Raw genomic sequence first — 25,985 nt, 5'->3', positions numbered from 1 at the left:
CGTGCTTCCCGTTCACGGCGGTCGCCGGTCCGAGCTCGACAGGTGTCACGACCCCGAACCGGGCACCAGCTCCTCGGCGGTCAACGACTCGTCCAGGCAGCCCCGCTCGTGCGCGCCGAGCAGTTCGACGACCCGCTCGCCGATGAGTCGCTGGGAGTCCCAGGCCATCGCCCCGATGTGCGGGGTGAGGACGACGTTGGGCAGGGCTGCGAACGGTGAGACGACGCCCTCCCCCTCGTGCTCGTGCACGTCCAGGGCCGCCCCGAGCAGCTTGCCGCCCTCGGTGAGCTCGGGATAGAGCGCCGACTCGTCCACCACCCCGCCGCGGGCCACGTTGACCAGGAACGAGCCCTGCTTCATGCGCGAGAGCACGTGGGCGTCGATGATGTGGTGGGTGCGCTCGTCGAGCGGGAGGTGCAGACAGAGGAAGTCCGCCTCGGTGACCACCGTGTCGAAGTCGGTAAGGGCGATCCCCCGGGCCGCGAGGGCGCTCGCCGCGGCCGAGGCGTCGTTGTCGACGCAGCCGATGGCGCGCATGCCCCAGGCCGCGCCCATCTCGCCCACGCGGCTGCCGATGCGCCCCGCCCCGACGATGCCGAGCGTCTTCCCTGCCAGCAGCGGTCCTCCCAGCTGCGACTTGGGCCAGTGACCGTCCCGGAGCAGGCGGTCGGCGAGCGACACCTTCCGCACCAGGCTGAGCAGTAGTGCGAAGGTCAGCTCGGCCACCGGCTGCGCCGACGAACCGGGCACCCGCACCACCCGGACCCCCCGCTCGCCGGCGGCTGCGATGTCCACGTTGTCGAGCCCGGAGCCGGCACGGACCAGCAGGGCCAGGTTGGGGGCGGCGTCGAGGACCGCTGCCGTGATCCTGACCCCGCTCCGGAACACCACCGCCTCACGGTCCGGTACCAGCCGTACGAGTTGCTCCTCGGGCGCGTTGAAGGCCCGCACCACGTCGTGGTCCGCCTCGAGCGCCTCGATGGCCGTCGGGTCGATCGAGCTGGCAAGGAGGATCTTCACGCGCGCCTCTCCTCGAAGAAGTCGGTGATGGCGGCCGCCACGTCACGGGTGACGGCTGCCAACGGGCGATCGACGTCGATCACCACGAACCGGGGTATGACGTCGGCGAGCTGGAGGTACTGCTCCCGTCGCTTCTCGAGCCACTCCGCCGATGCCTCGTGCTTGCGGTCGAACAGGACGGAGCCGGGTGCATCGAGGCAGATCACCAGGTCGGGCTTCGGGTAGGCCTTCTGCAACAGGTGGCCGTGGACGCGGGCGGTGAGTGACCGGCGGCGGTCCGCCGCTGGGTCGAACGGGTAGTAGTCGGCGTAGAAGTGCCGGTCGAACACCACGATCGCCCCCCGTCGCCGGTGGTACTCCGCCACGAGCTGGCGGAACCACTCCTCGGCCAGCCAGAGCACCAGACGGAGGACCTGCGCCCCTCCCCTGACCGCACGCCGCGCGGGGTTGCGGGTCGCTCGCGGTGACGTCACGCCGGGAGCCACCATGTCCGACCGCCTACCCCGCGCCTTCTTCACGGCCAGCGCCAGTCGGGTCGTGGGCAGCATGAGGCCGCTGGCCTCGAGGTTGACCCCCATGTAGATCCGCTTTACCGGCGCGGGCATCGGCTGGCGTCCGAGTTGCTCGCTGATGGTGCTCTTGCCGGCCCCATCCGGACCAATGAGCGCCACGCTGATCACTGGCGCTGCCCGGGCGTAGCGGAGGAGCACTCGACGACCATCCGCACGATGCCCGTGACCACCGGATCAGCTCCACCTGCTCCTCCGGCCGCGCCCCCCGTGAGTTGCATCGGTCCGGCTCTCCCCCACGATCGTCGAAGGACAACGGGCGCCCGTACCGGACCCGCGGTCCACAGGTTCCTGCGGGTCAGGACGGCCCGGCGCCTCCCTGCTCCGGTCCACGGGCTCTCAGGGCGACCAGCCGCGCCGCCGCACTCGACGACGGCTGAGTCACGACTGGTCGACCCGCCGGCCCGTCGGTGTCGCGGGACACTAGATGCTCAGATCGACCTCGTCCATGGGCTCGGACCTCGCGGCGGTACACCCGCCGGCCGCCTGTCCCCGCGCCACCGGACAGCCCGCACCGTGGTCCCGGATCACAGCGGCGACGAGGAACGCCCACCTCCACGGCCTCACGACCCGCTAACGTCCCGATCCTTCGGCGCGATCGGGCTGGGGATGCTGTCCTAGGGGGCAACGGGGATGAGCGCAGGACGGGGCGCGGCTGCGTCCGGCCGACCGCCCGGTTCCTCGGACAGGCCGTCCTCTCCCGCGACCGCCACGACGGCCGAGGCCCGGGACCCAGCCAGCACCGCGGACCTGCGCAGGTCCCAGGTCCGCGGCTCCACCCTCCTGGTGTCAGGCCGCGTGCTGACCGTGCTCCTGACCACGGCCACCCAGATCGTGATCGTGCGCGCCCTGACGAAGACCGAGTACGGCGGCTTCGCCTACGCGCTCGCGCTCGCCGCTGCCGGTCAGACACTGCTGTCCCTCGGTCAAGGCCGGCTCCTGAGCCGCTTCCTCGCGAAGTACGACGAGGAACGCGACTACGACCGCATGTTCGGCAGCATGGTCCTCGCGGTGGCCACCATCCTGATCACCAGCGCCGTGTCACTGACTGTGCTGTTCCTGTTGTCGGACATCCTGGTCCAGTCAGCGGTCCAGGACCCGGCCACGGTCCGGGTGGCTCTCATCCTGGTCTTCCTCGGACCGCTTGACGCGCTGGATCAGGTGTTCGTCTCCCTCTTCGCAGCGTTCAGCAGACCGGGCGCCATCTTCGTCCGCAAGTACCTCTTCACACCGGGTCTGCGACTCGTCGTCGTCGTCTGCCTGGCCCTCACCGGCTCGTCGGTGACCTTCCTGGCCATCGGGTACGTCGCAGCGGGCGTCGTCGGGCTGGTCGTGTCCGCGCTGGTGTTCGTCCGCGTGCTCAGGGAGCGCGACCTGCTCCGGCTGCTGCGGCCGCGCCACGTCGTCCTGCCCTACCGCGCCGTCTTCTCCTTCTCGTTCCCTCTGCTCACCGGCGAACTCTTCCTGCTGTCCCTGACGGTCGGCGGGGTCCTCATCCTGGGCCTCCACCACTCCGCAGCCGAAGTGGCGAGCTACCGGGCGGTCTTCAACCCCTCACGGCTGAACAACGCCGTACAGCAAGCCTTCGCGCCGCTCTTCCTGCCGCTCGCGGCACGCCTCTTCACCCGGACGGATCTCAACGGCCTACGTCAGTCCTACTGGCACACCGCAGGCTTCGTGGCGGTGCTCACGTTCCCGGTGTTCGTGCTCACCGGACCGCTCGCTCCCGACCTCACCGTGCTCCTGTTCGGCCAACGCTACGTCGACTCAGGGCTCGTCCTCGCGCTCCTCTCGGTCGGCTACTACTTCAGCGTCGTCCTCGGGTTCAACGCCTACACGTTGCAGGTGACCGGGTGCATCCGCTACCTCGTGGGCGTCAACCTCGGCGTCACGGTGCTCAACGTGGCCCTCAACCTGGCCCTCGTGCCGAGCTACGGCGCCGTCGGCGTCGCGGTGGCCAACCTGAGCGCACTGGTCGTCCAGAACCTGCTCAACCAGTGGGCACTCCGACGCTCCCTCGACACCGGCTTCGTCGACCGTCGGCTGCTGCCCTGCTACCTGGTGATCCTGGCGGCCGCGTCGGCGCTCTGGATCCTCCAGGCCACGGTCCAGCCGGGCCTGGCCGTGGGGTTGGCCGGCGGGGCTGTCGCCTGGATCGTCGTCCTCCTCGTCAGCCGCAACGCGATCGAGCTGGCCGACACCTTCCCAGCACTTCGCAGGGTGCCGCTGGCGCGGTGGCTCATCCGATGACCCCGAGCGAGAGGTGATCCCATGACACCGATGGGGGCCCCTGCGCCCGCCCGGAGCGCTGACCGGGCGCGGCTCGTCGTGCCTACGGCGTTCCACGCGCTGTACGTCGGCTGGCGCGTCGAGGCCCGGTCCCGCCCGTCGCAGCGGCTGGCACCCCGGGCGGCACGGTGAGCACGTCGATGCAGACAGGGACCGGACCGGCTGCACTCCGGGGGGACGTGGACTTCGACCTGCACGGCTTCGTGAGGATCCGGGTGCTCGACGGGCAGGACCGGGACGTCGAGACCCTCGTCCGGCAGATCGGGCCTCTGATCGCACCGCTGACGGGAGATCCGGACATCACCGTGCGATTCGTCGACGAGCTGCCGGAGCCACGACGGATGGTGCATGCCGGGCCGGACTGCGCAGCCGCGGGCGACGACCTCTACCTCCTCCGCGGCAGGGACGGGATCCGCGCCCGGACGCTGCTCCCTGTGGAGACGGTCGGCCAGCGCTGCGACATCGTGTGCGAACGACGCACCGGCCACGTGCCGCACCTGCTCGCCATCATCAACCTGACCGCCCTGAGCAAGGGGGTGCTCCCCCTCCACGCCTCCGCCTTCACCTACCGGGGGGTCGGCGTCCTCGCCACCGGCTGGGCCAAGGGCGGTAAGACCGAGACACTGCTCGCCTTCGCGGCGCGGGGCGCGCGGTACGTCGGCGACGAGTGGGTCTACCTCACCGCGGACGGACGGATGCACGGCATCCCGGAGCCGATCCGGGTCTGGCAGTGGCAGCTCGAACAGCTGCCGGCCTTGCGTGCCGGGCTCCCTCGCGGTACCCGCGCCCGCCTCCGCGCCCTCCCCGCGGTGGCGTCGTCAGCGACACACCTGGCCGGGCTGCTGCACGGACTGCCCGCCTCCGTCCTCCGCCGCGCCGCTCCGGTGCTGGCGCGGCAGGCCAACGTCCGCATCCCGCCGGCGCAGGTGTTCGGTGACCTCGCCGTCGCGCTGCACGGCCGGCTCGACCACGTGGTGCTGGTCGAGAGTCACGATCGAGAGGAAGTCAGCGTCGAACCGGTACCCGGCGCGTGGGTGGCTGCCCGCATGCGCGCCTCCCTCGAGGACGAGCGTGCCCTGTTCCTCACGCTCTACCGACAGTTCCGCTTCCTGTTCCCCGAGCGGCGGGCACCGGGGGTGGAGGACGCCCCGGCGCTGGAGTGCCGCCTCCTGGAGCAGATCCTGGCCGGTCGCGAGGCACACGCGCTGCGGCACCCCCACCCCCTTCGCCTGGAATCACTGGTGGCTCCGGTCGAGTCCGTCCTGGAGCGGATGTCCTGAGGTACGGCCCGCCTCGAGCGGCGGCTGGATCCGTGGTGTCGACCGTCTCGACGTGCTTGGCTGCTCCGACCGGACGACGACCACGGGGCGGTGCCATGAGGTCATGGAGAGACCACCGATGAGGCCGGCCGGTCCCGACGCCGTCACCGTGCTCCGGTGGGGGCTACGCCGCTACCGCGTCCTCTTCGCCGCCTGCCTGTTGTTCGGCGGGGTGCTGGCGCCGCTCCTGGATGTCCAGCACACCCTGCCAGCCGACGCCGAGGCCGTCGTCATCGCGAGGCAACTCGACATGGATCTGGATGCCCTCCCCCGATACGGTCAGGCCGTCTTCGACAACGGGGAAGTCGCCCGGACGATCTCGGCGACGTTCGGGGACACGGGCGACTTCGCCGCGATCGTCCCCAACCGGGTGTCCTTGATCGCCGAGCAGAACTCCATCGTCTTCGGTGTCGTCGGGCACGACCCCGACCCCGAGACGGCGGCAGCCATCGCCAACGCGGCTGCCGACACCTTCATCGAGGCCCTGAACGCCGCCGGGGTGGGCGTCGGCTCGTTCGCGCTGCAGAGCCCGGCGGAGGCGCCAGCAGCCGAGGACAAGGGGATCGGCACCATATTCGCCGCACCACTCGGGGTCGGCAGCGGGCTGGTGCTGGGTCTGGCCGCCGTGTGCCTGCTGCTCATCGCCCGCAGGCCCGTACTCGACGCGGCGAGCGCCGAGGAGGCGACCGGTGTGCCGGCCCTGGGCCTGGTGACCGTCCCCCGTACGCGGGGCGACGAACAGCCTCGACCCGAGGACGTCGCCGGCCTCGTGCCGGTCTGCCGGCGCCTGCTCAGGCTGTCCACGCCGACCGCCGTCCTGGTCAGCCGGCCGTACGAGGAACGAGTCCGGCAGCAGGTCGGCTCGGCCCTGGGCAGCCTGTTGGCACGTGTCCGCGACACCCGCCTGGTGCCCGCGACGGAGCCGGCGGGCGCCGTTGGGCGGCCTCCGGTGACCGATGGCCCACTCGATCCGTCCAACGGCCACCAGCCCAGGCACGGACCGACGGTCACCCTGGTCGACGGTACGGAGACGTCCGACCTCATCCCGCCACCGGACACCACCGTCACCGTCCTCGTCGTGCCGGTGGGTATCGGTAGCACTGCCCTGCACACCGCTGTGTCCGAGCACCTCGGCGGCAGCGCGGAAGCCCGACTGTTGTTGGCCACGTACGGACGTGGCGCACGGGGCCTGCGGAGAGACCCACTCGCCGCGGCTCCGGGTCTCCCCGGCATGCCGAACGCCGGTACACCCGACCAGTCGTGAGGGCGCTCGGCGGCCGTCAACCAGTCGTCGACCCGTCCCATCCACGTTGCACGAACGCGAAGTCGTCCCAGGTCACGCACGAGAGGGCGTCACGGGTGAGGAGAGCGCTGCCCTGCTGACCCTTGATGGCGGTCGGGCCTCCGGCGTTGTCGCCCAGGTAACCGCCGTAGCGCTGCAGAGTCCGCGCCACCACCAGTCCGGCGGGATCACAGTTCCGTGCGGCCAGGTCGACATCGGGCTTGATCCGGAGTCGGATGCCCTCCGGGCCCCAGCCTCGTTTGCGGTTCTCGTCGCCCACCATGGGGTGCACGAAGCCGGCCGAGGTGTCGGTCTCCAGCCAGAAGACGTGAAGCACGTGTCCGAGGTCCCCGTCGTGGGCCATTGCCCAGGCGAGGAGGTCATCTCGGATCAACATCCCGTCGGGTATCGCTCCACGGCTGTTGAAGTTGAGGTCGGAGTCGGACAACGGGTTGCGCGCGTCCAGCCCGTTGGAGTCGTGCCGGAAGGCCCCGGCGTCCGCCACCTCGATCGTGTGCCGGGGGCCGGGCATCGCCGCGAACCCCCACACGGACATGCCCTCGGGCATCGAGGGTGACCCGCACCGGTCGATCACCACCAGCGGGGAGTCGCTGGTGAGGGTCAAGGCGTCACCCAGCCAGCTCGGCGCGTGGAACCCGTCGGTCCCCAACCAGGCCACCTGTTGCGGCACGTCGCCGGTGAACCGCCAGACGGGGTCCTCACAGGTGCCGATGGCGAAGGGCATCCCCCACTCGTCGCCCTCGACTCCACGGATGACCGGGTGGTCACTCTCGTCCTCGCGCTTGATGAAGGCGATGCCCTGGCTGCTCTGCGGATCCACGGGTACGTCGTCAGGCAACGGCGTGCGGAAGAAGGAGTCCTCCCCATAGGCGATGAACGGGCGCGCGCCCACGCCGGCGCGGTCCGCGCTGGGCCCGGCCGCCTTCTCGCGGTTCACCACGAGGAGCGTGATCGCCAGGGCGACGGAGGTGAGGACGGCCAGGCCCACGACGAGTCGGCCCTGCCTGCGGCGGGTGCACCCTCTACCGGGGGGTTCCGGCGTCATGGCCACGACGTCACGAGATCGACATCTGGTGAGTCATGTCGCCCGCCGCATCCGTCCTGGCCACGCCGGGGCGAACCCCCAGGATGGCGACGCTGCTCCCCGTGTCGCGCAGGTGCGGGATGGCACTGCTGATCGCGTCATCGATGCGGCCGATGCGCCAGACGACCCGGCGGTCGAACTTGAGCCCTGCCCTCGTCAGGGCCAGCAGCACGTACCGGGTGAGTGCGCCGTGGTGGACGACGGTCAGCGCGTCCAGCCCCCCGAACGGTACCGCGACCCGGCCGGCCGTGAGGACGACGCACTCCACGTTGCGGTCCCGCTTGCCGAGCAGCTTGGTGCCGATCCCGTACAGCGGGCCCCGCCAGGGCTCAACTGCCGCGAACCGGCCGCCCGATCGCAGCACCCTCAGACACTCCGGCCCGGCGAGCGGAACCACCCAGTGGTGCACACACCCCTGTGAGTAGATGGCGTCGAAGCTGTTGTCGGCGAACGGCAACTCCTCGGCCAGGCCTGCGACGGAGTGCAGCCGGTCGGCTACGCCGCACCGGGCGGCGAGCGCCGTGCCGAACAGCAGTTCTCCGGTCATCGGGCTGGCCAGCCAGGCCTCCTCCGCACCAGCGAGCAGGAAGCGGACCGCGTGCAGGCCACTGCCGCCCAGCTGGAGCACCCGGGCCCCCCGCAAGGGCCGCAGGTGCCGGAAGGCGTCGTACTGCGCACCGAGTTCGTACTTCGCGTCCAACCACGTTCCCGGAGGGTCGGGGAAGGCGACTCGACCGGACTCGGCCAAATCCGTCAACCGCCGCATGTCGCGCAAGGCGGTCGAGCTGTCGATCGAGGCCGCGTCGGCACGGCCCATGCCGCTGTAGTGGAGCAACTCCGAGTAGACCTCGGAATAAGGCTCGACCGTCACGTCGACTACGCGTTCCTGATCGGATGGCGTCAACATCTCCGGTGCACGCAGGACCGGGAAGCCGTCCTCGACGGGGTAGGCGCCCCGCCCATCGGCCCTCAACCAGACGGTCGGGGTGCGGCCGACCGGTTGACAGCCGGTGAGGAGAGGCGCCTGGAAGGCGCTCCCCCGCGGTAGGTCTCGCTCGGCTACCTCGAGCGGGACCTCGCGCAACGGCTGCTTCGACGTCGGGCACACCAGGATGTCCGTCCGCATGTACGTCAGCCTCGTTCTACCTGTCGTTCACCGTCGCGGCTCCGAGGACCAGCAGGGCCCGCCCGCGGTGGCGGGGACAGGGCCGTCGACTCACCAGAGGCTGTGGTCATCCGGCTGGTCGACCCCGTGATCGGGAAGCGCCGGAGAACCCTCGGGTGAGCCGGTGGCAAGCGTTGATCGTCGGCGAGCACCACCGAGATCGCGATGTAGGCCAGCAGCGCCCAGAAGAACTTGAACTCCAGGTTGGACAGGAAGAAGGACGACACCAGCGTTCCCAACATCGCCGCCGCCGGAGGGCCGCGCATGTCTCTCGGTAGGCGTAGGGCGCTGACCAGTGCGACGCCGAGACCGAGGGCCACCAGCACCAGCCCCAGCACGCCTGCCTCGACGAGAGCGAGGAGGAAGATGTTGTGGGGCTGGTACATGGTGCCCCGCGGTGAGAAGCGGGCCTCGGGGACCGCGACCAATTGCTCCCGGTACACGACGGGGAACCCACCCCAGCCAGCACCGGTCAGGCAGTACACCTGGCAGGCGTGCAGGCCCACTGTCCAGATGTCGGTCCTGCCCGAGGAGTCCAGGGTGTCCTGGACCTGACGCTGCCCGATCCCGGCGGGCTGCAGGATGAGGACGACTGCAAGTACCACCCCGGCAGCCGCTCCCAGGGTGGCTCTGGTCAGCCGTGAGCCGGCACCGAGGAGCAGGACGGCGCTGACCACGACGACGCTGGCGAGCAGCCCGCCACGGGAGCCGGTCATCAGGATGCCGCCCACCAGCACGAGGGCGGCCGCACCGTGCAGCAATCGCCAGGTCCGCTCCCCCGCCAGGCTCCGACCAGCTGCGAGGGCCAGCGGCAGGAGCAGGGCCGCGGCCTGGTTGTTGGGGTCGAGCAGGTCGTTGCCCAGCCGCGCGGACTTGCCGTCCAAGGACGGCAGGCCCCCGAGGAACAGCAGCTGCGCGGCCCCGTAGCAGACCACCAGGATGCCGCCGACCAGGAGAGCGCTCTCGAAGCGCCGCAGGCTCGCCCGATCGAATCGGGTCAGAGCGAGCGCGAAGAACAGGAGCACGAGGCTGGCGAAGACGGCGACGGCCTTGACGGTCACGGAGGGCGAGATGCTCCAGAACACGGAGAGTCCACACAGCGCGAGGAACGCCAACCACACCGGTATCGCCAGCGACAGACGCGGACTGCTCCGCCGCGTGGTGATCAACTGGGTCAGTAGAGCGACCCCGAGCAGCAAGCCCAGCAGTGACGACGCGGAGGAGAACGGACCCGCTCCGAAGGACAACAGCGAACTGAACGGGATGGAGACGGCGTAAGCCGGCAGCGCCCAGCGCAGCGGGTCACGGAAGCACGCGACGGCATAGGCGACCAGGAGCGGTGCCAGGGCCGCCAGCAGCACGTGACCCCTCCTCCCGGACGCCGGGGATCGTCGCACACACGGGTAGTCCCGGGACCGGTACCTTGCGCCAGATGAGCCGCACGAAGGTGCTGTCCATCGTCGGCCCGGGGCGCAGCGGCACCACGATCCTCGCCGGTGCCCTCGGGGAGGCCGACGGCGTCGTCGACGTAGGCGAGTTGCGGTGGCTCTGGCGGCGCGGACTGCTCGAGCAGCGTTCCTGCGGCTGCGGGTTGCCACCGGACCAGTGCCCCGTGTGGTCTGCCGTCCTCGTGAAGGCGGGAGGCGGAGCGCCTCAGTCAGTCACCGCGATCGCTGCAGCCCAGGACGCGCTCGCACCCCGGCGACGCCGCCTGCGCGTCATCCGCACAGCGGCGACGGGCCGTACGGGGTGGGCGGCGCTCGACGAGGTGCGCGGGATCACCGCACGGCTGATCCCCGCGATCGCCGAGGTGACGGGCGCACGGGTGCTCGTGGACAGCTCCAAGCGCGCCCAGGACGCCGCCGTGATGGCCGGCCTCGACCAGGTCGACCACTACGTGCTCCACATCGTGCGCGATCCGGGCGCGGTCGCGTTCTCCTGGCAGCGACGGAACAAGACCGTCCCGATTCCCGGTGCCGGCCGGACGATGGCCACTCGCCGCCTCGTGCCGAGCATGGCGAGGTGGACGGAGAACTGCCTCAGCGCCGAGGCGCTACGTCGCTTCGTGCCGCCGGACCGATGGCTCTTCCTCCGTTACGAGGACTTCGCGGCCGCACCGGAGGCGACCGTGGGCCGCGTCCTGACCTTCCTGCACGAGGACGCCGCACCGCCCTTCATCGACGACCGGACCGTCGTCCTGGGTGTCCACCACACCGTGGAAGGCAACCCGAACCGCTTCCGGGTCGGTCCGGTCCGCATCTCGCTCGACGACGAGTGGCGCCGGCGCATGCCCCGACGCCGGCAACTGGTGGTCCGGGCGCTCGCCTGGCCCTTCCTGCTGTACTACCGCTATCCCCTGCTGACCGGCGCAGCACGCACCGGCGGAGCGTGAGTCCTCAGCGCCCGGGACGCCCGGGCGTCCGTGTGACCCGCTTGACCGCCTTGACCCCAGTCGAGACGTGCCTGGACGTCCGCACCCGCAGGTAGGGCCGGGACGTCTTGACGCGGACGGTCAACTGCCCGTTCCCCCGGTAGATCCCGACTCGGGGGATGGCGTACGGGTCAGGGAGTTCTGGCCCCTCGGGCAGGGCGAAGGCGTGCGTGTACCCGGCGCGCGCTGCAGCCGTGCGGACGTGCCGGTCGTGCCGGCCCCGTGGATAGGCCAACAGCGTGACTCGGCGGCCGAGCAGGTCGCACAGCAGTTCCCGGCTCCGCCGCAGGTCGTTCTCACACTCGGCCTGCGAGAGCCGGGTCAGGTCGTGGTGGGCCCAGCTGTGTGACTGAAAGTCCACGCCGGCGTCCTGCATCTCCAGGACCTGCTCCAGGTTGAGTGTCGTGATCGGCTCGGAGCCCGGGGTGTCGACCCAGTCGACTGCCTGGCCGGCCGGGGTCAGGGTCTGAGCCACCAGGAACACGGTGGCCGGCAGTCGTTCTCGGGTCAGCACCGGGAGCACATGCTCGTGCAACGCGGCGAACCCGTCGTCGAACGTCAAGGCCGCGGCGCCACGAGGCAACCGCCCCGAGGCGTCGAGTCGGTGGAGGGCCTGTTCGAGGCCCAACACGCGCCGACTGCTCCGCAACCAAGCCGCCTGTCGCACGAACGCATGGGGCTCGACCGCCAGCGGCGACTTCCACCGGGCGTGCACCGAGTGGTAGCACAGGATGGTCACGAGGCACTCCGGACGAGTCGTCGGTACAAGGCGGACACCTCTCGGGCCGTCACGTCGCTCGAGAACATGGCCTTCACCCGCTCACGGCCTGCGGCACCCATCCGCCGCCTCAGTTCCGGATCGACGAGCAGTCTCTCGAGGGCTGCGGCGAGCTGATCCGGGTCCTTCGCAGGGACGACGTAACCGGTCACCCCGTCGGCGACAGCCCGCCCGATGTCGCCGACGTCCGAGGCGACCACGGGGAGTCCGGCCGCCATCGCCTCGAGAACCGACAGGGGCATCGCCTCCCACCAGGACGGGAGGCAGAAGACGTCGGCATCGGCGAAGGCGGCAGGCATCTGCTCGGGCGGCCGGGTACCGAGCACGCGCACGTCAGCGTCCAGGACCGCACGCACCTCGGCCTCCGCCGCCGGGCCCTCGTCCGGCGTCCCGCCGAGGAGCCACAGTTCGTGAGCCACACCGCGTTCGCGCAGCAGTCGCGCGGCCGTGAGCAGGTCCACCACGCCCTTCCGCGGGGTGAGCAACCCGACGTAGAGCACGCGCGGCGGCTGGTGAGCCGACGGTGGGCCACTGAAGTCGCCGAGCGGCACCCCGTTGTCGATCAGAGCCACGCGGTGTTCGGGAAGTACCGTGCGCAGGGCTTCGAACCCCGCGGTCCAGACCGCGACGACGCGGTGCGCCGGGAGGACGGCCACCCGGAGCAGCGCCCGCCGCCAGGGCGTCGTCAACCAGGTCTGGATGTTCCCACCATGGGCGTGGATCACCACGGCGCAACCGCGGACACGCGCCGCCAACGCCAGCAGGGCCGCCCGGATGACGGTCACTGCCGGTGCGAGCGCGGAGTGGACGTGAACGACGTCCTGGCCCCCGGAGCTCCTCCAGACCGCGAACGCGTCGCGCACCGTGCGCACCATGTTTCCCGTCGTGATGCGCCCCCCCTCCGGCGTACCCGCGTGCGCCACGTTGAGGAAGCGCACGTCGTGCTCCTCGGCGAGCCGACTCCCCAGCAAGGTCTCCAGGAAGGTCGGGATCCCGCCGCGGTCCGGTGCCCCCTTGCCGACCAGCAACACCCTGCTCACGCCAGCTCCCGCGCAGTGGTCGGATGCGGCCGAGCGGCCGCCGGAGGAGGGCGCACCTTACCGTCATCCCTTCCCCAGCCGTAGCAGCTATGGTGCGGGCCCACTGCGGCCAGCGGTGGAGAGCGAGGACGTCGCGTTGAGCACTGGTGCAGCACGACAGGGCAGCCGCCTGGCGTGGGGCCTGCGGCACTACGCCTGGGTGGTCGTGGGTTGCGTGCTAGCCATGGCTGCGGCGCCCCTCGTCCTCGGCGAGACGCCGCCGGTCTACCAGGCCCAGACCTTGGTGGTCGCCCGGCAGCTCACCGTGAACCCCGAGGTGCTGCCCAGCCTGGCCGAGGCCGTGTTCAGCGATGGCTCCGTCGCAGCCGCGGTCGCCGAGGACCCCAGTGTCGCGGGTGGGACCGGGGCGCTCATCCCCGACAAGGTCTCGGTGGTGACCGGTCCCAACTCGATCGCCATCGCCGTGCAGGCTCGGGACACCGACCCGGCAGCAGCGGCGCGCCTGGCCGACCTGGCGGCGGCCGCCTACGTCGACGAGCTCAACCGGACAGGTCCCGGCGTTGCGGAGTTCACCATCCCGTCGCCGGCAGTCGTGCCCACCGAGCCGCTCAGCACGGTCTCCGCGATGACCCTGACGGCCGGCGGGGCCGGAGCCGGCCTGCTCTTGGGCACCGGTCTGGTTGCGTTGATCGCCGCGGTGCGCCGCCCGATCCTCGACGCCAAGGACGTCGAGGAGACAGCAGGAGTCCCGCTCCTCGGGACGGTGCACCTCCCGAGCGGGGCGCGCAACGGCTTCCCGGGACCGCTCGGGGTGCGGGGGATGCCCGCGGTGACGCGCTGGCTCGCCACTCTGCCGAGCGGCCGGCTCCTGCTCGTCAGCCCGACCTCCGGCGCAGAGGTGCGGCGTCGGATCTACGTGATGGCCGCAGCAGCCCTCGCGTCGTTGCGGCCCGTGCGCCTGGAGGCGCACGGGCACCTGATCGACGCCGTCCACCGGCACGCGGTCGGACGGCACGGTGCGGGACCGGCCACTGCTGAGCCCGGAGGACTGGTCCTCGTCGACGGGGGGTCACCGTTCGACACCGTCGACCCCACGACGACGGGCGTGTCGGTCGTCGCCGTGGCGCGACGTGGGATCTCTCGAGGTCGCCTCGGACGCCTCACCTCCGACTACGTCGACGGCGGGCTCGTGGGAGTCGTGCTCGTGGACGTCCGGCCGAGATACCTCCAGGGCGGCACCCACCGGGTCCACGGAACGGCGCCTCCCTCCCGTGAGGTGGACGACGTCCGCTCGGTCGGCAACGTGCCGGAGCCAGAGCGAGCATGACCTCCCCGGCCAGACGGGTGGTGCGACTCAGATCCGCCTTCCCCGCCCTGCTCGCCTCCGCCGCGCTCGCCGTCGGGCTGGCGCCGATGGCGACTGCTGCCGGAGACCGACCACAGACCTACACCGGCACGTCGTACAGCGTCGAATTCGCAACGCCCCCTACACGCGCGGGGAACCAGGACAAGATGTGGTTCGCCGCCGACGCGTGGTGGGCGCTGCTCCTCGAGCCGACCGGTCGCACGCTGCGCGTGTTCGAACTCATGCCCGACCACTCGTGGCGCCCGACTCCGACCGCCGTGACCACTGCTGCCGCCGACGGGGGCGACGTCCTGCCCGACGGGGACAGCGTCCACGTGCTCTACCGCCGGAGCGACGGGGCCCTCGACTACGTCCGACTGACGTTCGACCCGAGCGCCCGTGGTTACCGGAGCGACCCGCCTCGGGCCGTCACGCCCCGCAGCGGTCCGCAGCCCACCATCGCCAAGGACTCCACCGGGCGGCTCTGGGTCGCCTTCGCCACCGTCACCGGAGTGGTGGTGTCGTACAGCGACGACGGTGGTGCCGGTTGGGTGCGACTGCCCGCGTTCGCCCAGGCCGGTGACGGCAGGACCCCGGAGGTCGCGGCCCTCGTTGCCTATGACGACCGCCTGGGCCTCCTGTGGTCCGATCACGGCTCGGGTCGGTTCGTCTTCGCGTCCCGCTCCGACGGCGATCCGCCCGGTGTCTGGCTGCGCGAGCCGGTGCCCGCGACCCCGGCGGCCGACAGCCACCTCAGCCTCGTGCGGTTACCCGGGCAACCGGCCGACTCCCTCGCTGCCGCCGTGACGACCTGGGCGGACGCTGACGCCGCCCCCGACACCCCGGTGGTCGACGTGCTCCTCCGGACACCGGACGGACAGTGGTCGGTCGTACCGGCAGGCACGATCGCAGACGGGCTCGCCGAGCCGGTTCTCGCTGTCGACGGAGCGACGCGGACGCTGCACCTGTTCGCCGCCGTGAACGGCAGCATCGTCGACAAGCAGGCCCCGCTCGACGATGTGAAGTTCGCGCCCGGCCGAGGCGACCTGTTCGTGCTCGCCCCCGAGGGTGGGCTCGCTGCCCCGACGGTCTCCCAGGAGCCGGCGGACGAGCGATCCGGCCTCGTCGTGCTGGCGAGCAACACCAGGGACAAGGCGTATCGGCACGCCGAACGGCCGATCAGCCCAGCAGTGCCGAGTGTCGATCCGGCCGATCACACCCCCCCGACGCCGCCGGGGCGGTTGCAGGGGCGGGCGATCTCCCCCGACACCCTCGTCCTCTCCTGGAGTCCGGCGACAGACGGGGACCGCTGGGTGCCGGCCGGCCGAGGGGTACCGGTGCACCACTACGAGGTGTCGTGCGACGGGGAGCCGATCGCCACGGTGACTGCGACGTCCCTCCAGGACCGACCGCGGGTGGCGACGGCAACCACCGTGGCCGCGTCCGTGGAGTACGAGGTGGTGGCCGTCGACGACGCAGGGAACCGCTCCGACGCCGCACGCGTCGTCGTCGATCTGCCCGGAGCGGCGACGAGGACTCCCCTCTACGTCGGGCTGGGAGTGCTCGCCCTCGCTCCGCTGGCAGCCGTCTACGCATTTCGGCGGCGCGCGTCCTGAGCACGCAGTGACCCACCGGCCCGGGTCCGCCGAGGAGTCGGGCATCAAAGACATCCGGACCGCTCAGCGGCCGGCTGCGCGCAGCACCTGCGCTGCCGTACGGAGGAGGATCTTGACGTCTCCGTACATCGACCAGTTCTCGATGTAGAAGTTGTCGAATCGTGCGCGGTCGGCGATCGACGTGTCGCCGCGCAGGCCGTGGACCTGCGCCCAGCCGGTCAACCCCACGGGGACGCGGTGGCGCGCCGTGTACCACGGGTACTGGCGGGTGAACTCGTCCACGAAGTGAGGCCGTTCCGGCCGCGGACCCACCAGGCTCATGTCACCGCGCAGCACGTTGAACAGCTGTGGGAGCTCGTCCAACGAGGTCCGGCGCATGAACCGGCCGAACGGTCCCACGCGCGTGTCCTCGCCGATGTTCCACTGCGTGCCGGCCTCCGACTCCACCGCGGGCCGGAGCGAACAGAACTTCAGGAGAGTGAACGGCCGCCCGTCCATGCCGATCCGGATCTGGCGGAACAACACACACCCGGTCTCCACTCGGCTCGCCACCGCGCAGCACCCCAGGAGGGGCAGCAGCAGGAAGAGCCCGAGTCCGGAGATGACCAGGTCCGTCACGCGCTTCGCCATCCACGCACCCGATCGGAAGGCGGCGCGACGCATCCGCACGAGCGGCACACCCCAGAGCAGCTCGGTGTCCCTCGTGACGGTGTGCATCTCGTAGAGCCGGGGGACGAAGAAGATCTCGCAGGACAGACGGTCGCAAGCACGCAGGAGGGGGATCATCAGGGGCTCCCGGAGGGAACCGTAGGTGACGACGACGACGTCGACCCGCTCGCCCAGCAGGACGTTGTTCAGGTCCGTGTACCCCCCGAGCACGGGGACGGCCCGTTCCTCCTCGGTGAGCAGCGGCTCGTCGTCGAGCATGCCGACGGGACGCAGCCCGTACTCAGGATGCGCCACCAGGTTGGCCGCGAGGTACCCGGCCAACGTACCGGCCCCCAGCAGCAAGGTGCGCTGGTACAGCCGGCCCCGCCGTCGTGCGCATCGGATTACGGAGTAGGCGGCCGCCCGCGTGACGACGCTCAGCGCGCCGAAGGCGGCGCTGGTGGCCAGTCGCGCGGTCCCGGCAACCCCGTCGTCGAGTCCGCCGAGCACCATCGCTGCGGCGCCCGCGGCAAGCGCCCGTCCGACGATGGCCGGCGCGTCGTCCAGGACCGACAGCGTCAACCTCGGCCGGTAGAGACCGCCCACGTGGAAGAGGACCAGCACGATGGTCAGGAGAGCGACGAGCTTGGGACTGGGCTCCGAGGTCAGCGCCGTGGCTGCCGCGAAGGCGGCGAGATCTGCACACACGACGATGAACGGGATCCACACGACGCGGGCGATCGACCGCCCGGACCGTGATTCGACCCCTCCGGCGGTCCCCGCACAGGGCGCCGCGTCCAGGTAGTTCTCGGGGAGCAGGAACTCGCGGGTGGCGCGCGCCGTCCCGACCTGGTGCGCATCCCGCACCGGAGGGTTCGGGAGCACCGACGCGCGTGGGTGACCGGTCAGTCGGTGGGTCCGGTCCGCGACTCCGAGCGAGTGCCACCGCGACCGGTGGCCGGCGGGCGAGACGGCAGACTCCTCGCCTCCGGCCAGCCCTCCCCCGTGCTGGGTCATCGCTCAGCAACAGCGCCGGGCGCCGTGGGCGGTGGCACTGCCATCCGCGGCGCGGACGACGACGAGACCGGTCCGGAGCATGAGATCCCCCGTGTCTGAACTGGATGGGCTCCCAGTCCGTCGGACGCTAGACGGCTCCCCGCGGAGGGGGATCCGTCATGGTGATGACCCGACGTACGTAGGAAAGGGGGGAGGAGACGTGGACGCCCCTGGTGCTCAGCCGAACCGGGCGCGTCGGGCGAGGGTGACGGCTGCGAGGGACGAGTGGACGTCGAGCTTGCGCAGGACGCTCTGCACGTGGGTGCGCACGGTGTTCGGCGAGATGGCCAGATCGGCTGCGATGCGCTGTCGGCTGGCACCCCGACACATGGCGGTCAGCACCTGACGCTCTCGAGGAGTGAGGGCGGCCAAGGGTCGCGCCGCCTCCCATTGCTGCCGCTCCTCATCCAGCAGGTGTGCCAACAGACCCGTCAGGGACAGGGGCGGGATGACGGTCCCTCCCTGGCGGACCTCCTGCAGTGCGGTGATGAGAGCGGCCACGCCGACGTTCTTCGGCACCCATCCGCGGAAGCCCATCCGCACGGCCCGCGCCAGCAGCGCCGGGTCCTCGACCTCGGCCACCGCGACGAGCCGGAGCTCGGCTCGCGCGTTCAGCAGATCGACTGCCTCCTCGAGGAACTCCGGCTGGCCGGCGCCCACGGCCAGGACGGCGATGTCGACCGGATGCGCGCGGACGACGTGCTGTACGTCCCGGGGGTGCGACACCGCCGCGACGACCCGCATCCCCTTCTCGGCGTCGAGTCGGATGGCGAGCGCCTCGACGAAGGAACGATGGCCGTGGGCCAGGAGCAGGCGGAGGGTCGGCGCACTGGGTCGAGGAGGAACGCGTGGGGGCCCTGGGGCACGGGCGTGAGCGGTGCTCACCTCCGTCGCCGGGACCGCGCAGCACTCATGACTCCGCGTCCCCCTCCGGTCCGGCGACGAGTGCGACCGCCTGGAGACGGTTGTGGACACCCAGCTTGAGGAACACGTTCTGCAGGTGGGTGCGGGCCGTGCTGGGCGCTACGCCGAGCGAGCGGGCTATCGACACCGTGTCCTCCGCGTCGATCAGACACTGGAGCACCTGCCGCTCCCGGTGCGTGAGGTCACCCAGCAGCCGGTGCAGGCGGCCCTGACCACCTCTTCGGTGCACCGCGACCGGGAGCGACACGGGGCGTGCGACCGGCGGCGTCGGTTCGACCCCAGCGGCGATCCGGTCGAACGCGTCGAGAAGTGCGTCGAGAGGATCGTCCTTGCACAGAACGGCGACCGCACCTGCTGCGACGGCGGCCTCCGCGTCCTGCGGACCGATCGTCCCCGAGAGGACCACGCCACGGCACGTCGGGTGACGGGCCCGTAGGGCCTCCAGCGCGACGAGGCCGGCTCCTCCGGGAAAGCGCAGCTCCGTGACGTAGAGGTCGGGGACGTGGAGGGCGGGGTCGTCCGTCTCCACCCGCCGCACGGCCTCGGCCGGTGAGGTCGTGAGGACGACCTCGTGCCCACGGGCCTGGAGGGTGACCGCGAGGGTCTCCAGGAAGAGTCTGTGATCGTCGCAGAGCAGGATCCGCACGGCGCCCCCCCACCCCTCACGTCGTGCTCGGCCCGGCGACCGTAGGACAGGTACGACCCGAGGAACAGCCGATCCGGCGCCCCGCGCGTGAGAGCCGACCGAAGAGACGGAATTCCTCCCTTGTGGGGCGACAGGCCCTATGGTCGCCTTCCTCGTCAGTGCCGAGTCGCGCCGGACGGACGCAGCCCTGCTCGCCCGGCGCGAAGGGGGGCTCATGGACTGGTGGAACCCGGCGATCGCCGTGGCCGGCCTGCTGGTCGGCGTGGTGGTCGGCCTCACCGGCATGGGCGGCGGCGCGTTGATGACCCCCGTCCTGGTGTTCTTCTTCGGGATCTCCCCCCTGGCCGCCGTCTCCAGCGACGTGGTCGCCAGCTTCTTCATGAAACCGATCGGCGGACTGGTGCACCTGCGCCGCGGCACCGTCCACCTGGGCCTGGTCACGTGGCTGTGCGTGGGCTCGGTCCCCGGTGCCTTCGCCGGCGTCCTGCTCCTCCGACTGCTCGGCTCCGGCGAGGACCTGCAGGAGGTCCTGCTCGTGGCGCTCGGCGTCGTCCTCGTCCTGGCGTCCCTGTCGATGGTGGCCAAGTCCTACCTCAAGCTGCTGGCACGCGAACGACGCCGAGCCACCGGCCACCCCGAGGCGCCGGAGACGTCGTTGACCAGGGTCCCCGTGCGCCGGCTGGTCACCGTCCTCGTGGGGGCCGGGGGTGGGTTGGTGGTCGGGATGACCTCCGTGGGCGCCGGCTCGCTGATGATCGTGACCCTGTTGCTGCTCTACCCGTCGATGAAGGCGGGACAGCTGGTCGGCACCGACCTCGTGCAGGCGGTGCCCCTGGTCGCGTCCGCCTCCGTCGGCCACATCCTGTTCGGCGACTTCACCCTCGGCCTGACCGGCAGCGTCCTGGTGGGTGCCATTCCCGGCGTCTGGCTCGGCGCGCAGGTCTCGTCGCACTCCCCCGGTGGGCTGGTGCGTCGGGCGCTCGCGATCGTGCTCCTGGCGTCAGGAGCCAAGCTGCTCGGCGCGTCGACGAGCACGGTGCTCGGGATCGTCGTCGCCGCCCTCGTCGCGGGCGCCGGGGGATGGGCCTGGGTGCGCTCCCGACACGGTCTGGCCCCGCTGGTCTGGCAGCAGCGTCGCCGGGCCGCCCCCGGCCGCGCCGGACGCGCCGGCCACGTGACACCGATCGCGCCGGTCGAGTGAGGCCGGACGGATGCTCCTGCCGACGCTCGTGGACGGAACGGTTCCCCGGACCAGGTCGGGCGTGCACCATGTCGCGGCACACCGGGCTCGTCCCACCACCCTCCGCCCGGCGCAGGCCCCTCCGGAACCGGGAGCAGTGAGGACGTCGATGCGAGACGACCCGTCCACCACGCCACTGACCGAGGGGTTGTCCGACGCCGAGCTCGCTGCTGTCCTGGCCCGGACGGTCGGACAGCGACTGCGGGACCTGCGCCGCGCGCTGCAAGGCTCCCCGCCGGAAGAGGTCAGGACGCGCGGTGACGCCGAGGCGCAGACCCTGCTCGCGGGCGGCCTGGCGGCAGCTCGCCCGTCGGACGCCGTGCTGTCGGAGGAAGCGCCTGATGACGGCGCACGCATCGGTGCACGACGGGTGTGGATCATCGATCCGCTGGACGGCACCAGGGAGTTCTCGGAGGACCGATCGGACTGGGCCGTGCACGTGGCCCTGTGGGCAGACGCCGACCTCGTCACCGGCGCGGTGGCGCTCCCGGGGCTCGACGTCGTCCTCACGTCGGCCACGTCGCCGGTGGTCCCGGACCGGGATCCGGCCGCACCCCTGCGCATGGCGGTCAGCCGTACCCGACCGCCGTCCATCGCCACCGCCGTGGCCGCGGCGATGGACGCTGAACTGGTCGCCATGGGATCGGCCGGGTTCAAGGTGGCGGCGGTGGTCCGCGGCGAGGTCGACTTCTACGTGCACGGCGGCGGGCAGTACGAGTGGGACTCGGCGGCCCCCGTGGCCGTCGCCCGTGCGGCGGGACTGCACACCTCCCGTCTGGACGGCTCACCCCTTCGCTACAACCAGCCGGACCCGCACCTCCCGGACCTCGTGGTCTGCCGGCCGGAGCTGGCACCACACCTGATGTCGGTCATCGCACAGGCAGGAGCACACCGTTGAGCACGCAGGCGACACTGCCCCACCGGACGCTCACGCACCTGCAGCGTCTGGAGGCCGAGAGCATCCACGTCATGCGGGAGGCAGTCGCGGAGAGCGAGCGCCCGGTCATGCTCTACTCCGTCGGCAAGGACAGCTCGGTGATGCTGCACCTGGCGCGAAAGGCCTTCCACCCCTCGCCCCCACCCTTCCCGCTGCTGCACGTGGACACGACGTGGAAGTTCCGGCAGATGTACGAGTTCCGGGACAAGACCGCAGTCGAGCTCGGGCTCGAACTCCTGGTGCACCAGAACCCCGAGTGCCTCGAGCTGGGGATCAACCCGTTCACCCACGGCTCGGCGGTCCACACGGACATGTGGAAGACGCAGGGGCTCAAACAGGCTCTCGACAAGTGGGGCTTCGACCTGGCGTTCGGCGGTGCCCGGCGGGACGAGGAGAAGTCCCGGGCCAAGGAACGGATCTTCTCCGTACGGTCGGCCCAGCACCGCTGGGACCCCAAGCAGCAACGTCCGGAGCTGTGGCGGACCTACAACGTCCGGCACAGCCAGGGCGAGAACATCCGGGTGTTCCCGCTGTCGAACTGGACCGAGCTCGACGTCTGGCAGTACGTCTACCTCGAGGAGATCCCGATCGTCCCGCTGTACTTCGGGGCCCCGCGCCCTGTGGTCGAGCGCGATGGCACGCTGATCATGGTCGACGACGAGCGGATGCCGCTGTTCCCCGGCGAGGAGCCGGAGTTGAGGAGCGTCCGGTTCCGGACCCTGGGCTGTTACCCGCTCAGCGGCGCGGTGGAGAGCACGGCGGACACGCTGCCGGCCGTCATCCGGGAGATGCTGCTGACCACGACGTCGGAACGGCAGGGCCGGGTCATCGACCACGACTCCACGGGGTCGATGGAGAAGAAGAAGCAGGAGGGCTACTTCTGATGGCCGCCTCCGACCTGATCGCCGAGGACGTCGAGGGCTATCTCGAGGCCCACCAGCACAAGACCATGCTGCGGTTCATCACCTGCGGCAGCGTGGACGACGGCAAGTCGACGCTGATCGGGCGGCTGCTGTACGAGTCACACCTCGTGTTCGAGGACCACCTGGCCGCGCTCGAGGAGGACTCGAGGAAGGTCGGCACGCAGGGGGGCGAGCTGGACTTCGCGCTGCTGGTCGACGGCCTGGCCGCCGAGCGCGAGCAGGGCATCACCATCGACGTCGCGTACCGGTTCTTCGCCACTGAGAAGCGGAAGTTCATCGTCGCGGACACCCCTGGTCACGAGCAGTACACCCGCAACATGGTCACCGGGGCGTCGACGGCCGAGGTGGCGGTCATCTTGATCGACGCCCGCCGTGGCGTCCTCACCCAGACGCGTCGGCACAGCTACCTGGTCTCGTTGTTGGGCATCCGCAAGGTCGTCGTCGCCGTCAACAAGCTGGACCTCGTCGACTACTCGCACGAGGTCTTCGACACGATCGAGACCGAGTACCGGGCGTTCGCCGAGCAGATCGGGCTCACCGACGTCGTCTGCATCCCGGTGTCGGCCCTGCGTGGCGACAACATCACCGAGCCCAGTCCACACACACCCTGGTACCACGGCCCCACGCTGATCGGGTACCTCGAGACGGTCCAGGTGGCCGCGCCGGCGCAGGACGGCCCCTTCCGGCTGCCCGTGCAGTGGGTGAACCGGCCGAGCCACGACTTCCGGGGGTTCTCGGGTCTCATCGTCGGTGGCCGTGTCCGGGTCGGCGACCGCGTTCGGGTCGTCCCGTCAGGGCAGCAGAGCACCGTCTCGCGCATCGTCACGATGGACGGCGACCTGGACGAGGCGGTGGCCGAGCAGTCGGTGACGATCACCCTGACCGACGAGATCGACGTCAGCCGCGGCGACGTGCTGTGCGCCGCCGCGTCGCCCGCCGGCGCCGCCGACCAGTTCGAGGGACACGTCGTCTGGATGGCCGAGCACGAGATGCTGCCGGGCCGCCCCTACCTGCTCAAGCTCGGCACTGGGACCGTGGCCGCCTCGGTGAGCCGGCCCAAGTACCGCGTGGACGTCAACACGCTCGAACACGCATCCGCCACGACGCTGGCACTTAACGAGATCGGGGTGTGCAACCTCAGCCTGGACCGGCCGGTCGCCTTCGACCCGTACGCCGACAACCGGGACATGGGTGGCTTCGTGCTCATCGACCGGCTGACGAACGCGACGGTCGGCGCAGGCATGTTGCACTTCGCGCTGCGGCGGTCCCAGAACATCCACTGGCAGGCACTGACGGTGGACAAGGAGGCGCACGCCGCACTCAAGGGTCACCGGCCCTGCGTCGTCTGGTTCACCGGGCTGTCCGGCGCCGGGAAGTCGGCGATCGCCGACATGGTCGACAAGAGGTTGCACGCGCTCGGGGTGCACACCACGCTGCTCGACGGCGACAACGTGCGGCACGGGTTGAACCGGGACCTCGGCTTCACCGAGGCGGACCGCGTGGAGAACATCCGCCGCGTCGCCGAGGTCGCCAAGCTGATGGTCGACGCGGGACTCGTCGTGCTGGTGTCCTTCATCTCCCCCTTCCGGGCCGAACGCCTGATGGCTCGCACGCTGGTGGACGAGGGTGAGTTCTGCGAGGTGTTCGTGGACACGCCGCTGGCCATCGCCGAGCAGCGGGACGTCAAGGGGCTGTATGGCAAGGCCCGGCGCGGCGAACTGGTGAACTTCACCGGGGTCGACTCTCCGTACGAGCCACCTGAGGACCCGGAACTCCGACTCGACACCACGACCTCGACGCCGGAGCAGTCGGCGCAGCGGGTAGTCGACGCGTTGCGGCAGATGGGGGTGCTCCCCTGACGCGCTGAGCCGGAACGCGGGATCAGGGCTCCTGGGGGTCCTCGAGTTCCTGGGGGTCCTCGAGTTCCTGGGGGTCCTTGAGTTCCTGGGGGTCCTCGGGTTCCTGCAGCTCCTCGACCAACCAGGCTCGGGCGGCGTCGTAGTCCTCGGCGATCCCCACGAGTTCTGCGCCGCCGGGTGCGTGCTCGATGAGCAGCCACGCGTCGTCGAATGCCTCGATGATCGTCGTGTCGCAGCGGTCCGGCGGCCCCAGCGGAAAGCGAGCCGACCGGATCTCCCGGTACCGGTGCAGGGCCACTAGCGGTCGCAGACGGGGGATCCCGCTGGTCCAGCGTGGACGCCGGCCACGAGCGGCGCGCCGCAGACCCCCTCGGTCGGCCTCGGGGTGAGGGCGCCCGAGCCCAGCACCCCGCGCCCGCCGACGCTGCACGCCACGGCGACGGAGGGTCCCGTGTGACCGGCCCCGCCGGTGATCAGCCAGGACACGACGGCAGCCTAGCCATCATGGGGCCTGGCACGGCTCCCGCAGGACCTCGCCCCGAGGAGGCACCTCGCCTGTCGACCAACCCGTGCGGTCCTCGCTTCGCCGGCGATCGCAGGACCGTCGACGACGATGTGTCGACTGCTGCTCGTCCGGAACGGCAGCCGCTCGCCGTAGGACGGGGCGTGCTGCCGTCAGGTGCTCACCTTCCCCCTCGGACTGATGAAGACGGGCGGGGGCCAGCCTGTTCGAGGTCGTGGCTGTCGGGTGGCTGCGCCCCGATGGTCGACCGGGTCGGGCCCCGTGGCACGGCAACATCCGGACGACCTCACCGATGCGCCCGAGCTGCACCGACCAGTCCGGTGACTCGGTCGGCGCTCCACTCACTCGTGCGGCGGGGTGAGGGTCCGACCGACGCAGGTGTTGGCGAGCTGCTCGGCGGACAGCTGCGGGTAGGCGCCGGCGCACCACGCGTCGACGGCGCCCTCGCTCGCGAAGTCGCCGTCGACGAGGGTCACCCAGTACGGGTCGCCGTCGGGGGCGGTCGAGGCCCGGCCGAAGTCGGTGCTCCACAGCACGTAGAGGTCCGAGGGGTCCTCCACGACCGACAGCGCGGCCCGGCTCTCCTGCAGGATGTCGGCGGCGAAGAACTGGTGGGTGCCGTTGGCGGCCGTCTGCAGGGGGTCGGTGATCCCGACGTCCTTGCTGGCCACCTGCGCCACCCAACGGCCGTCGAGGACGACCCGGGCCAGCGACTCGTCGCGCAGGGCCTGCAGGTCGGCCAGCGCCTGCTCCTCGGGGGACGCCGTGGGCGCGGCCGGCGCCGGCGCCGGGGACGTCGCGTCGTCCAGGTCCTTGCCGGTGGTGGCGTCGGCGGCGGCGGTCGTCGGGCCCGCCGGCGTCGTCCCGTCCGAGCCGTCGCCGAGGGCGAACCACGTCGCCACGCCGCCGCCGACCGCCAGCGCGGCGACCAGGGCGGTGACCAGCACGGTGCGCCCCGACCCGCGGCGGGCGGGTGCCGGGGACAGCGGCGCCGGACCGGACACCGGTCCCGGGGCGGCCGGCGGCGCGTCCCAGAGCGGGGACGGCGACTGCTGCGGCGGCACCGGCCGGATGGTGGTGGCGGCCGCGCGCGGCGGCGGCACCGGCCAGCCACCGGGCGGCGGCGGCAGCACCGGCTCACCGGACGGCGACCACACCCGCCTGGTCTCGTCCACGTCCCCGGCGAACCGGCGCGCGAGGTCCTCCTGCGACACCCTGACCTCCCCGTCCACGGTGGCCGGGACCGCTCCCGCTCGCGCGGTGCGTCTCG

At 71.3% G+C, this 25,985-nt stretch carries 22 protein-coding genes; 10 read left to right on the top strand and 12 right to left on the bottom strand.

Annotated features, from left to right (window positions below; translation table 11 throughout):
- Positions 1–45 precede the first annotated feature (45 nt).
- Both BLQ97_RS05995 and BLQ97_RS05990 read right to left on the bottom strand, forming a co-directional pair.
- Positions 46–1,020 carry an NAD(P)-dependent oxidoreductase gene (locus BLQ97_RS05995; RefSeq protein WP_091364266.1) on the bottom strand — a complete coding sequence of 325 codons (975 nt, stop codon included), beginning with the start codon at positions 1,018–1,020 and terminating at the stop codon, positions 46–48.
- Complete coding sequence (locus BLQ97_RS05990) at positions 1,017–1,730, bottom strand: nucleoside/nucleotide kinase family protein (RefSeq protein ID WP_091364265.1); 714 nt, start codon at positions 1,728–1,730, stop codon at positions 1,017–1,019. The genes BLQ97_RS05995 and BLQ97_RS05990 overlap by 4 nt, the downstream gene beginning before the upstream one ends.
- Positions 1,731–2,222: 492 nt before the next feature.
- On the opposite strand from BLQ97_RS05990, the gene BLQ97_RS05985 reads away from it, so the two are divergent.
- From BLQ97_RS05985 to BLQ97_RS05975, 3 genes are all read left to right on the top strand, one after another.
- On the top strand, positions 2,223–3,839 hold the full coding sequence (locus tag BLQ97_RS05985; RefSeq protein ID WP_091364263.1) for an oligosaccharide flippase family protein: 1,617 nt from the start codon (positions 2,223–2,225) through the stop codon (positions 3,837–3,839).
- 218 nt (positions 3,840–4,057) lie between these two features.
- A complete protein-coding gene (locus BLQ97_RS05980; protein WP_091364262.1) occupies positions 4,058–5,158 on the top strand; it encodes a hypothetical protein in 1,101 nt (366 codons plus the stop codon).
- A gap of 103 nt (positions 5,159–5,261) precedes the next feature.
- Positions 5,262–6,461, top strand: a complete 1,200-nt coding sequence (locus tag BLQ97_RS05975; RefSeq protein ID WP_139173478.1) for a GumC domain-containing protein — start codon at positions 5,262–5,264, stop codon at positions 6,459–6,461.
- 16 nt (positions 6,462–6,477) lie between these two features.
- Here the strand turns inward: BLQ97_RS05975 and BLQ97_RS05970 are convergent, their stop codons facing one another.
- From BLQ97_RS05970 to BLQ97_RS05960, 3 genes are all read right to left on the bottom strand, one after another.
- Positions 6,478–7,488, bottom strand: a complete 1,011-nt coding sequence (locus BLQ97_RS05970; RefSeq protein WP_091364260.1) for a hypothetical protein — start codon at positions 7,486–7,488, stop codon at positions 6,478–6,480.
- 67 nt (positions 7,489–7,555) lie between these two features.
- Positions 7,556–8,710, bottom strand: a complete 1,155-nt coding sequence (locus tag BLQ97_RS23585) for a methyltransferase domain-containing protein (protein WP_217637075.1) — start codon at positions 8,708–8,710, stop codon at positions 7,556–7,558.
- Positions 8,711–8,715: 5 nt separating this feature from the next.
- On the bottom strand, positions 8,716–10,110 hold the full coding sequence (locus BLQ97_RS05960) for an O-antigen ligase family protein (protein WP_091364258.1): 1,395 nt from the start codon (positions 10,108–10,110) through the stop codon (positions 8,716–8,718).
- Positions 10,111–10,181: 71 nt separating this feature from the next.
- Here BLQ97_RS05960 and BLQ97_RS05955 point away from each other — a divergent pair, with 71 nt between their 5' ends.
- Positions 10,182–11,141 carry a sulfotransferase gene (locus BLQ97_RS05955; RefSeq protein ID WP_091364257.1) on the top strand — a complete coding sequence of 320 codons (960 nt, stop codon included), beginning with the start codon at positions 10,182–10,184 and terminating at the stop codon, positions 11,139–11,141.
- A gap of 4 nt (positions 11,142–11,145) precedes the next feature.
- Here the strand turns inward: BLQ97_RS05955 and BLQ97_RS05950 are convergent, their stop codons facing one another.
- Together BLQ97_RS05950 and BLQ97_RS05945 are read right to left on the bottom strand one after the other, a co-directional pair.
- Positions 11,146–11,919, bottom strand: a complete 774-nt coding sequence (locus BLQ97_RS05950) for a polysaccharide deacetylase family protein (protein WP_091364255.1) — start codon at positions 11,917–11,919, stop codon at positions 11,146–11,148.
- A complete protein-coding gene (locus BLQ97_RS05945) occupies positions 11,916–12,989 on the bottom strand; it encodes a glycosyltransferase family 4 protein (protein ID WP_139173476.1) in 1,074 nt (357 codons plus the stop codon). Before BLQ97_RS05945 ends, BLQ97_RS05950 begins: the two co-directional genes overlap by 4 nt.
- Here BLQ97_RS05945 and BLQ97_RS05940 point away from each other — a divergent pair.
- Positions 12,973–14,325, top strand: a complete 1,353-nt coding sequence (locus tag BLQ97_RS05940; RefSeq protein WP_139173474.1) for a YveK family protein — start codon at positions 12,973–12,975, stop codon at positions 14,323–14,325. The two genes, BLQ97_RS05945 and BLQ97_RS05940, sit on opposite strands and share 17 nt — an antisense overlap.
- Complete coding sequence (locus BLQ97_RS05935) at positions 14,322–15,959, top strand: fibronectin type III domain-containing protein (RefSeq protein ID WP_139173472.1); 1,638 nt, start codon at positions 14,322–14,324, stop codon at positions 15,957–15,959. The genes BLQ97_RS05940 and BLQ97_RS05935 overlap by 4 nt, the downstream gene beginning before the upstream one ends.
- A gap of 63 nt (positions 15,960–16,022) precedes the next feature.
- Here BLQ97_RS05935 and BLQ97_RS05930 read toward each other — a convergent pair whose 3' ends face one another.
- The 3 genes from BLQ97_RS05930 to BLQ97_RS05920 all read right to left on the bottom strand — a co-directional run bounded on the left by BLQ97_RS05930 (position 16,023) and on the right by BLQ97_RS05920 (position 19,233).
- Positions 16,023–17,474, bottom strand: coding sequence for a sugar transferase (locus BLQ97_RS05930; protein WP_175471611.1), 1,452 nt, complete (start codon positions 17,472–17,474; stop codon positions 16,023–16,025).
- Between the two features lie 366 nt (positions 17,475–17,840).
- Positions 17,841–18,407, bottom strand: a complete 567-nt coding sequence (locus BLQ97_RS05925; RefSeq protein WP_091364247.1) for a LuxR C-terminal-related transcriptional regulator — start codon at positions 18,405–18,407, stop codon at positions 17,841–17,843.
- Positions 18,408–18,573: 166 nt separating this feature from the next.
- On the bottom strand, positions 18,574–19,233 hold the full coding sequence (locus BLQ97_RS05920; RefSeq protein ID WP_175471610.1) for a response regulator transcription factor: 660 nt from the start codon (positions 19,231–19,233) through the stop codon (positions 18,574–18,576).
- A 214-nt stretch (positions 19,234–19,447) separates the two neighbouring features.
- Here BLQ97_RS05920 and BLQ97_RS05915 point away from each other — a divergent pair, with 214 nt between their 5' ends.
- The 4 genes from BLQ97_RS05915 (at position 19,448) to cysN (ending at position 24,192) form a co-directional block, all read left to right on the top strand.
- Positions 19,448–20,434 carry a sulfite exporter TauE/SafE family protein gene (locus BLQ97_RS05915; RefSeq protein WP_091365705.1) on the top strand — a complete coding sequence of 329 codons (987 nt, stop codon included), beginning with the start codon at positions 19,448–19,450 and terminating at the stop codon, positions 20,432–20,434.
- Between the two features lie 148 nt (positions 20,435–20,582).
- On the top strand, positions 20,583–21,371 hold the full coding sequence (locus tag BLQ97_RS05910) for a 3'(2'),5'-bisphosphate nucleotidase CysQ (protein ID WP_091364245.1): 789 nt from the start codon (positions 20,583–20,585) through the stop codon (positions 21,369–21,371).
- Positions 21,368–22,294 carry a sulfate adenylyltransferase subunit CysD gene (cysD, locus tag BLQ97_RS05905; RefSeq protein WP_175471609.1) on the top strand — a complete coding sequence of 309 codons (927 nt, stop codon included), beginning with the start codon at positions 21,368–21,370 and terminating at the stop codon, positions 22,292–22,294. The genes BLQ97_RS05910 and cysD overlap by 4 nt, the downstream gene beginning before the upstream one ends.
- Positions 22,294–24,192, top strand: a complete 1,899-nt coding sequence (gene cysN, locus BLQ97_RS05900; protein WP_091364243.1) for a sulfate adenylyltransferase subunit CysN — start codon at positions 22,294–22,296, stop codon at positions 24,190–24,192. The genes cysD and cysN overlap by 1 nt, the downstream gene beginning before the upstream one ends.
- Before the next feature lie 22 nt (positions 24,193–24,214).
- On the opposite strand, the gene BLQ97_RS05895 is transcribed toward cysN, so the two are convergent.
- Both BLQ97_RS05895 and BLQ97_RS05890 read right to left on the bottom strand, forming a co-directional pair.
- Positions 24,215–24,490, bottom strand: coding sequence for a hypothetical protein (locus BLQ97_RS05895; protein WP_091364241.1), 276 nt, complete (start codon positions 24,488–24,490; stop codon positions 24,215–24,217).
- Positions 24,491–25,056: 566 nt separating this feature from the next.
- On the bottom strand, positions 25,057–25,929 hold the full coding sequence (locus BLQ97_RS05890; RefSeq protein WP_091364239.1) for a hypothetical protein: 873 nt from the start codon (positions 25,927–25,929) through the stop codon (positions 25,057–25,059).
- Positions 25,930–25,985 lie beyond the last annotated feature (56 nt).

The sequence above is a fragment of the Geodermatophilus telluris genome, from assembly GCF_900102745.1.
Lineage (GTDB): Bacteria > Actinomycetota > Actinomycetes > Mycobacteriales > Geodermatophilaceae > Geodermatophilus > Geodermatophilus telluris.
The sequence above is the reverse complement of the archived record's forward strand: the minus strand, read 5'-3'. Positions and strand labels throughout refer to the sequence as shown.